This window comes from Peloplasma aerotolerans, assembly GCF_030012175.1.
Taxonomy (GTDB): domain Bacteria; phylum Bacillota_I; class Bacilli_A; order Acholeplasmatales; family Acholeplasmataceae; genus Peloplasma; species Peloplasma aerotolerans.
Map to the genome: position 1 here is coordinate 1 of NZ_JASCXW010000043.1, position 8,560 is coordinate 8,560.

Annotated in this window: 9 protein-coding genes, 1 tRNA gene and 1 other RNA gene; all 11 read left to right on the forward strand. The window is 32.8% G+C overall.

Annotation, left to right across the window (positions count from 1 at the left end; all coding sequences use genetic code 11):
• Positions 1-26: 26 nt before the first annotated feature.
• The 11 genes from QJ521_RS08795 (at position 27) to QJ521_RS08845 (ending at position 8,447) form a co-directional block, all read left to right on the forward strand.
• Positions 27-617, forward strand: coding sequence for a thymidine kinase (locus QJ521_RS08795; protein ID WP_347568096.1), 591 nt, complete (start codon positions 27-29; stop codon positions 615-617).
• Positions 586-1,059, forward strand: a complete 474-nt coding sequence (tadA, locus tag QJ521_RS08800) for a tRNA adenosine(34) deaminase TadA (protein ID WP_282840105.1) — start codon at positions 586-588, stop codon at positions 1,057-1,059. The genes QJ521_RS08795 and tadA overlap by 32 nt, the downstream gene beginning before the upstream one ends.
• An 8-nt stretch (positions 1,060-1,067) precedes the next feature.
• Positions 1,068-1,162, forward strand: an RNA gene (gene ffs, locus QJ521_RS08805) — signal recognition particle sRNA small type.
• 85 nt (positions 1,163-1,247) lie between these two features.
• Positions 1,248-1,886: a hypothetical protein gene (locus QJ521_RS08810; RefSeq protein WP_282840106.1), complete on the forward strand. Its 639-nt coding sequence runs from the start codon at positions 1,248-1,250 to the stop codon at positions 1,884-1,886.
• Positions 1,861-3,819 carry a transketolase gene (gene tkt, locus QJ521_RS08815; RefSeq protein ID WP_347568095.1) on the forward strand — a complete coding sequence of 653 codons (1,959 nt, stop codon included), beginning with the start codon at positions 1,861-1,863 and terminating at the stop codon, positions 3,817-3,819. The genes QJ521_RS08810 and tkt overlap by 26 nt, the downstream gene beginning before the upstream one ends.
• A gap of 15 nt (positions 3,820-3,834) precedes the next feature.
• Positions 3,835-5,700 carry a tRNA uridine-5-carboxymethylaminomethyl(34) synthesis enzyme MnmG gene (gene mnmG, locus QJ521_RS08820; protein WP_282840108.1) on the forward strand — a complete coding sequence of 622 codons (1,866 nt, stop codon included), beginning with the start codon at positions 3,835-3,837 and terminating at the stop codon, positions 5,698-5,700.
• On the forward strand, positions 5,690-6,388 hold the full coding sequence (rsmG, locus tag QJ521_RS08825) for a 16S rRNA (guanine(527)-N(7))-methyltransferase RsmG (RefSeq protein ID WP_282840110.1): 699 nt from the start codon (positions 5,690-5,692) through the stop codon (positions 6,386-6,388). Before mnmG ends, rsmG begins: the two co-directional genes overlap by 11 nt.
• A gap of 24 nt (positions 6,389-6,412) precedes the next feature.
• Positions 6,413-7,183, forward strand: a complete 771-nt coding sequence (locus QJ521_RS08830; RefSeq protein WP_282840111.1) for a ParA family protein — start codon at positions 6,413-6,415, stop codon at positions 7,181-7,183.
• Positions 7,176-8,003 carry a ParB/RepB/Spo0J family partition protein gene (locus QJ521_RS08835; RefSeq protein WP_282840112.1) on the forward strand — a complete coding sequence of 276 codons (828 nt, stop codon included), beginning with the start codon at positions 7,176-7,178 and terminating at the stop codon, positions 8,001-8,003. The genes QJ521_RS08830 and QJ521_RS08835 overlap by 8 nt, the downstream gene beginning before the upstream one ends.
• Positions 8,000-8,188: a DUF951 domain-containing protein gene (locus QJ521_RS08840; RefSeq protein ID WP_282840114.1), complete on the forward strand. Its 189-nt coding sequence runs from the start codon at positions 8,000-8,002 to the stop codon at positions 8,186-8,188. Before QJ521_RS08835 ends, QJ521_RS08840 begins: the two co-directional genes overlap by 4 nt.
• A 174-nt stretch (positions 8,189-8,362) precedes the next feature.
• Positions 8,363-8,447: transfer RNA gene (locus QJ521_RS08845), tRNA-Tyr, on the forward strand.
• Positions 8,448-8,560 lie beyond the last annotated feature (113 nt).

Sequence of the window (8,560 nt, forward strand, 5' to 3'; positions counted from 1 at the left end):
AAAAATTGATTAACGGGGGTTTCGTTATGTATCACACATATAAAAATGGATTCATTGAAGTCGTATGTGGGCCGATGTTTGCCGGAAAAACTGAAGAATTAATTAGAAGAATTAAAAGACTAGAGTATGCAAAACAACATGTGTTGGTGTTTAAACCCAAAATTGATACAAGATATAATGTTGGAGAAATCGTATCCCACAACTTAAGTAAAAAACCATCGATAATCATCGATAAAAGCTTAGAAATATATGATTATGTTAAAGATAATACAGATGCTGTTGTTATTGATGAAGTTCAATTTTTTGATAATGATATCATCAATATAACAGAAGATTTAGCGGACAGAGGTATTCGAGTTATCGTTGGAGGGCTAGATCGGAATTTTCGTGGTGAACCATTTGGACCAATGCCTGAACTTCTTGCAAGAGCTGAGTTCGTTACGAAATTAACAGCAATTTGTGTAAAAAGCGGATTACCCGCAACAAGAACACAAAGAATTATTAATGGCAAGCCAGCTGAATATTCAGATCCAACTATATTGGTAGGTGCAAATGAATCCTATGAGCCAAGATCGAGACACTATCATGAAGTCCCAGGAAAACCAAAAAAAACTTAAATACATGAATGCTGCTTTGAGAGAAGCAAAAAAAGCAGAAAATGAAAATGAAGTTCCAGTTGGAGCGGTTGTTGTTTTCGAAGATAAGATTATTGCTAGAGCTTATAACAAGCGAGAACAGAAACAAGAGTTTCACTCTCATGCAGAATTTTTAGCAATGATGAAAGCTGCTAAAAAATTAGGAACTTGGAGACTCGAAGATTGTGATGTATATGTTACCCTAGAACCATGTCCAATGTGTGCTGGAGCAATGATTCAGTCACGTATAAAAAATTTATATTATGCAGCTGATGATCCTAAATCTGGAGTAGCCAAGAGTATTATTCAAATATTTGATTTACCCTTCAATCACAAAATTCATATAGAGTCAGGTATAATGGCAGATGAAAGCCAAGAATTACTTGAAAATTTCTTTAAAAGATTAAGAAAAAGTAAAAATTAATTCCCCATCAAGCATCATCATTCAATAGTAACTTGTGAACCTGGTCAGGTCTTGATTGAAGCAGCCATAAGCATGTTTATTATGTGGATGATGATGCTTGATGGGGATTTTAAATATTTATTAGATTTTACATAATCACCTATAAATAATTATATGATGTTATAATAAAAATAATGGAGGAATGACCTATGAAATTAAACCCAAAAGTATACAAGCAGTTAACTGGAGAACCTTTTGAAACGCAAGAAATAAATGGAAAGAATATTGAATTTCATTACATGAATGACACACCATTTCTTTTTCAGTTTGCATCAAAGGGAAGATTTGCGATTTGGACATCAGATGGAAACGATTATAAAGTTCTTATTGAAACTAAGTATTATGATGTCATGAAAGATTTTTATCAAGAAGAAGTGAATATGATTTGGTTATCATTTCTTGAAAGAGTTGGAGCAATTAGCAAGAAAATTAATATGATGTTCATTATACCTACATTGATTTTTTATGTGTTAATAGCTGTAGTATCAACACTATTATTCCCTGAGTTAATGTTGCAAATATTATTATTCATGATTGTTATTGTGGTTATTAGTAATATGTTTCAAGGGAGAATCGTAAATAAAAGAGTCAAAGAAGAAAATAAACTAGCACAAGATCAGATTCGTGAATTTTTGGGCAATAGTGAGTTTGATGAACTCGTAAAAGCTCAAGAAGAGCACTATAAAGAATACTTCAAGTTTAATGTTGAAGAAGAAACAACAATAGAGGAAGATAAAACAAATAACATAGAGAACAGTGAGGATGAAGATGGAACAAAAAGCGATTAATACAATAAGGTTTTTGGGGGTAGATGCTGTCAATAAAGCGAACAGTGGACATCCAGGCATTGTTTTAGGTGCTGCACCAATGGCATATACTTTATTTACGGAACACCTAAATATTAATGTCAAAGATACTAAATGGATTAATAGAGATCGGTTTATTTTATCTGCTGGGCATGGATCGATGTTACTTTATGCATTGAACCATTTATCAGGATACAAAATATCAATTGAAGACTTAAAAAACTTTAGACAGGTTGGTAACACACCTGGGCATCCTGAATATGGTCATACAGATGGAGTTGAGACTACAAGTGGTCCATTAGGACAAGGCATTTCTAACGCAGTTGGAATGGCAATTGCAGAGTCACATCTAGCTTCTAGATTTAATAGAGAACAATTAAGTCTTATTGATCACTATACATATGCATTATGTGGTGACGGAGATCTTCAAGAAGGTGTTGCTATGGAGTCAATGAGTCTAGCAGGTCATTTGGGGCTAGGCAAATTAATTGTATTGTTCGATTCTAATGATATACAATTAGATGGTGAAGTTAAAATGGCATATAGCGAAGAACATAAGAAAAAGTTTGAATCTATAGGCTGGCAATATCTATATGTTGAAGATGGGAATGATTTGAATGCAATTAATAAGGCAATCAATAGAGCTAAGAAAGATTTAAATAAACCATCTATTATTGAAATAAAAACAGTTATTGGTTATGGAACAAGCGCATCGGGTACAAGCCAAGTTCATGGATCACCAATAGGCGAAGAGGAAGCAGAAAAATTACGGAAGACTTTTAACTGGAAGTATAAACCATTTGAAGTTTCTGAAGATGTTTATGAACATTTTAGAAAAAAAGTGTTATTAAGAGGACAACGTGCTTATCGTCGTTGGAATAAATTAGCGGAAGAATATCAAGAACAATACCCTAAAGAATATGGATTGTTTGAATCTTTTATTAATGATAATATCGAAATTAATCTGAATGATTATAGTGAGATTGCAAATACTCCACAAGATGCAACAAGAAATATTAGTGGGAAAATGATAAACAAATTGTCAGAAAAGTATTTAAATCTTATTGGAGGTTCTGCCGATTTAACCGTTTCTACAAAGGCTAAAGGAGCAGATGGACATTATAGTAAGGAAAATAGATTAGCAAGAAATATAAATTTTGGAGTTAGAGAACATGCAATGGGAGCAATTGTAAATGGCATGGTATTGCATGGAGGACTAAAAGTATTCGGAGGAGCATTCTTCGTTTTTAGTGACTATATGAAACCGGCGATTAGATTATCTGCTATCATGCAAATTCCTTCAATATTTGTCTTTTCTCATGATTCTATTGGTGTTGGTGAGGATGGACCTACACATCAACCAGTCGAACAATTAATAGGATTAAGATCTATACCCGGTTTAAATGTACTTAGACCAGCTGACGCTATAGAAACATTAGCATCTTGGAAAATTGCTATGGAGTCAAAGCATGTGCCAACAGCTATTATTTTGACTAGACAAAATGTTAAAAACCAAAAAACAACTTCGCATGAAGGTCTTGCTAAAGGAGCATATATTGTTTCACCCGAAAACAACAAGGCAGAAGCAATTTTACTTGCAAGTGGATCTGAAGTAGATTTAGCGGTTCAGGTTAAAAACGAACTTGAAAAATTAGGCAAGGACATTCGAGTCGTAAGTATGCCTTCACACTATCTCTTTGAAAAACAAACACTAAAATATAAAAAAGAAGTATTGCCAAAGAGTGTAAAAACAATAGCTATCGAGATGGGAAGTAGTTTCTCATGGTATAAATACACACAAAATGTTTATGGGATAGATACTTTCGGTGTAAGTGCGCCATTAAATGAAGCACTTGAGCAATATCATTTTACAAAAGAAAAAGTTGTGGAATATGTTTTAAAAAAACTTGCTTAAAGAAGATGTGATTTAATGATTTATGATGGAATCGTCGTTGGCGGAGGTCATGCTGGTATTGAAGCAGCCTTAGCAATGGCTAGAATGAATAAGAGAACATTACTTGTAACAGGCAACCTTCAAAAGGTTGCTTCTTTACCATGTAATCCGTCTATTGGCGGACCAGCAAAAGGTATAGTTGTTAGGGAAATAGATGCTTTAGGTGGGCAAATGGCAAAGAGCGCTGACGAAGGACAGATTCAAATAAAGATGTTAAATGCGTCTAAAGGTCCCGCAGTAAGAGCAATTAGGGCACAAATTGACAAACTAAAGTATCCAAAAATAATACTAAGAGTCCTAAAAGAAACTAAGAATTTAGATTTAAAAGAAGCTTTAGTAGATCAAATGATTGTCGAAGATAATCAAGTTAAAGGAGTTATCCTTAATGATGGAGAAAAAATTTATTCAAAAACGGTCATTTTAACTACAGGAACTTATTTGAGCAGTACAATTCTAATTGGTAATGAAAAAATTTCAAGTGGACCTCATGGCGAACCAACGACACAGGGAATTAGTGGCCAACTTAAGGATTTAGGATTTGATGTTTTTCGATTGAAAACAGGTACACCACCTCGAATAGCAAAAAACAGCGTTGATTATTCTAAAATGACGGTACAACCAGGTGATTCGACTCCATATACATTCAGCTTTGACAATAAATACTATGACGAAAATCCCAAAGAAAATTGTTATCTAACACACACTTCGAAAACAACCCACGATATTATAAATGAGCATTTAGAAGAATCTGCGATGTATAGTGGAAATGTCGAAGGTGTTGGTCCAAGATATTGTCCTTCAATTGAAGATAAAATCGTTAGGTTCCACGATAAGGAAAGACATCAAATATTTATTGAACCAGAAAGTCTTGAGATAGACGAATATTACGTACAAGGCTTTTCAACAAGTCTACCCAGATATGTACAAGAAGAAATGATAAAAACGATTAAGGGGCTTGAAAATGCCCAAATAATTCGATATGCGTATGCTATTGAATATGATGCGATTAATCCCATGCAGTTATTTCCATCTTTAGAGACCAAGAAAATAGATAGCCTATTTTGTGCTGGTCAGATCAATGGAACAAGTGGTTATGAAGAGGCAGCAGGTCAGGGATTAATGGCAGGAATCAATGCAGCTTTAAAAATATCAAATAAAAAGCCATTAATTTTGCATCGACATGAAGCTTATATAGGAGTATTAATTGATGATTTAGTAACGAAAGGAACTTTAGAGCCATATCGTTTATTAACTTCAAGAGCTGAACACAGATTGTTATTGAGACACGATAATGCAGATTTGAGACTTCGTGATTATGGGTATCAAGTTGGACTGATTGATAAAGAAACATATAAAAAATACAATGAGAAAAAACAATCATATGTTGAATTGTTTGAATTGGTGAATCAGTTTAGGATTTTACCCAATAAGGAAAATACAGATTACTTGAATTCTAGAAATTCAGCAACCATTTATGAAGCGGTGTATTTATCAGATTTGTTAAAAAGACCTGAAATGAATAAAGAAGATATTAAATATTTCATTAACAAAGAGTATAATGATGATATATTGGAACAAATAGAAATAAGAATTAAATATGAAGGTTATATCCAAAAAGCTATCCGTGAAGCGGATAAAATGTTACGACTAGAAGATAAAATTATTCCGGATATAATAGATTATGGACTCATCAAGAATATATCTTTAGAAGCTAAAGAAAAACTCAACAAAGTAAGACCTAAAACTTTAGGACAAGCATCCCGTATTTCTGGTGTTAATCCATCAGATATTTCTGTTTTACTTGTCTACTTAGAATCGGGAAGTTTAAATCATGTCAGTTAAAGAAGATTTACTTAGAAATTTAAAAATTAGTTTAGATGAGAAACAAGAAGAACAATTTGAAAAATACTATGCATTTCTCATTGAGTATAATAAAAAAATCAACTTAACAAGAATAACTGAGAAAAAAGAAGTTTATTATAAACATTTCTATGATTCTTTAACTATTGTTCAAACTGTTGATATGGCAAACATAAATAGTATATGTGATATGGGATCAGGGGCTGGATTCCCAAGTATTCCACTAAAGATAATATATCCAGATTTGGATGTTACAATCATAGACTCACTAAATAAAAGAATTACTTTCCTTAATGAGTTGACAAATTTATTGGAGATATCAAATGTACATTTAATTCATGATCGAATTGAAACATTTGCAATAAAACATCAAAAAAAATATGATCTAGTTATAGCGAGAGCGTTAGGTAACATGCAGTTAATTACCGAAATGGGATTACCAATGACTAAACCAGGTGGATATCTTGTAGCATATAAGGCATTAAATTATGATCTAGAGTTAAGTCAAGCCTCGGCATGTATTAATAAATTAGGTGGCAAAATTAGTGATGTAAGAACCTTTGAATTACCCCAAGAGTTTGGGCATAGAGTTCATGTAGTTGTCAATAAAGTGAAGCATGTTGATGGATACCCAAGATCTTTTGTAAAAATGACAAAAAATCCATTATAAAACTAAAGAAGAACGGGTGACAAAATGGGAAAGATTATAGCAGTTTCAAATCAAAAAGGTGGAGTCGGAAAAACAACAACAAGTGTTAATTTAGCAGCTGCATTGGCCGAACATAACAAAAGAATACTATTAGTAGATTTTGATCCTCAAGCAAGTACAACTACTAGTTTGGGGATCAATAGAAGTATGTTGTACTCAACAATTTTTGATGTTATACTCGATGAGAAAACAATTCATGAAACAGTTATTCATTTACCCGAAATAAATATTGATGTAATACCAGCTACAATAGAATTAGCGCATATCGAAGTGAAACTCGATCACGAAGATAGAGAATATATACTAAGTCATAAACTAAGTGAAATCTCAGAAGATTACGATTTTATTATCATTGATTGTCCCCCATCATTAGGGTTATTGACACTCAGTGCTCTATATGCGGCAAATTCAGTTTTAATACCAGTTCAATGTCAATTTCTTGCAATTGATGGATTGACACAATTATTAAATACAATTCGAATAGTGCAGAAGAAACTTAAAGTAAACAACAAAAGACTCGAAATTGAAGGTGTATTGCTAACCATGCTAGATAAAAGAACAAAAGCTGGTTGGGAAATAGTTCACGAAATTAAAGATTATTTTAAAGATGGAGTTTTTGACACTATTATTACAAGTAATGTAGCTGCACAAGTTGCTCCCACATATGGGTTACCTGTTTTGACATTTGCACCGAAATCACCTGCAGCGAAATTGTACAAGTCACTTGCAAAGGAGATTGTGAAAAATAATGAATGAAGATAAAAAAGCAAGAACCTTTTTAGATTTATTGAGTGAACATCATGTTGATGATGTCTTAGAAGGTGAGACCATTGAAGAGATTCTTCTAGAAAAGATTAAACCAAACCCGTTCCAACCACGTAGATTGTTTGATGAAGAAAAAATCAATGAACTTGCACAGTCTATAAAGGAGCATGGAATCTTTCAGCCAATAATATTAAAAAAAGTGAAACAAGGATACATTATTGTTTCCGGTGAACGACGCTTTAGGGCTGCGCAAAAAGTTGGATTGAAAGCAATACCATCAATCATTAGACAATATGAAGAGTCTAAAGTTGCAGAAATTGCTTTAGCAGAAAATTTACAAAGAGAAAATCTTACACCAATTGAAGAGGCAGAAGCATATAAAATTGTTATGAGTAATCTTAAACTAACACAAACTGAGCTAGCTGAAAAAGTGGGTAAAAGTCGTTCTCACGTTACAAATACGTTAGGATTATTGAATCTTCCACAGGAAGTGCAACAACTCCTTTTGACCAACCAAATAAGTATGGGGCATGCTCGTGCATTAAGTAAACTAGAAGACAGCAATCAAATTGTAAAACTCGCGCATCGAACAATAAAGAATCAATTAAGTGTTCGACAAATTGAAGAACTGACAAAGATAGAAGAGAAAACCAACAAAATAAAAAGATCCTCAGAACCGAAATATACAAGTGAAGAGAATGAACTTTTTAATACATATGGGCAAAAAGTTAAAATCGACGATAAAAAAATAGTGATATATTATAAGGAAGATCAATTAAAAAACTTAATTGATAAACTATTAAAAAAATGAAATATAACATTGGAGATCGAATAAAAACTAAAAAAAAGCATGTATGTGGGTTTGACGAATGGGAAGTCCTAAGGGTCGGGGCAGAAATCAAAATTAGATGTGTTAAATGTAATAGAGAAGTGATGGTTTTTAAAACGGAGTTAGATAAAAAAGTAAAAACCTTAGTTCATATAGAAAATCAATAAAAAAAGCGAGCAAGTGTAAAAACTTTATTTATAATAAAAATCACAGACCATATTTGGTTTTTGAATAAAAAACTATGTCTATAAACTATAGAATATAGTAAAAAATCAAATTTGTGTTGAAAGTGGTTGCTTTTTTTTAGATGATAAGATAGAATATAAAAGCAAGCCAAAAATGGAGGGGTAGCGAAGTGGCTAAACGCGGCAGACTGTAAATCTGTTCCCTAAGGGTTCGGCAGTTCGAATCTGCCCCCCTCCACCACTTTATACTATAGACCTTGTATAAAAAGAGATTAAAATCTCAATTAAGTATATTGACAAGGTCGTTTTATAATGATAGAATAATTAAGCACGTCATAACACAGGCGTGTGAGT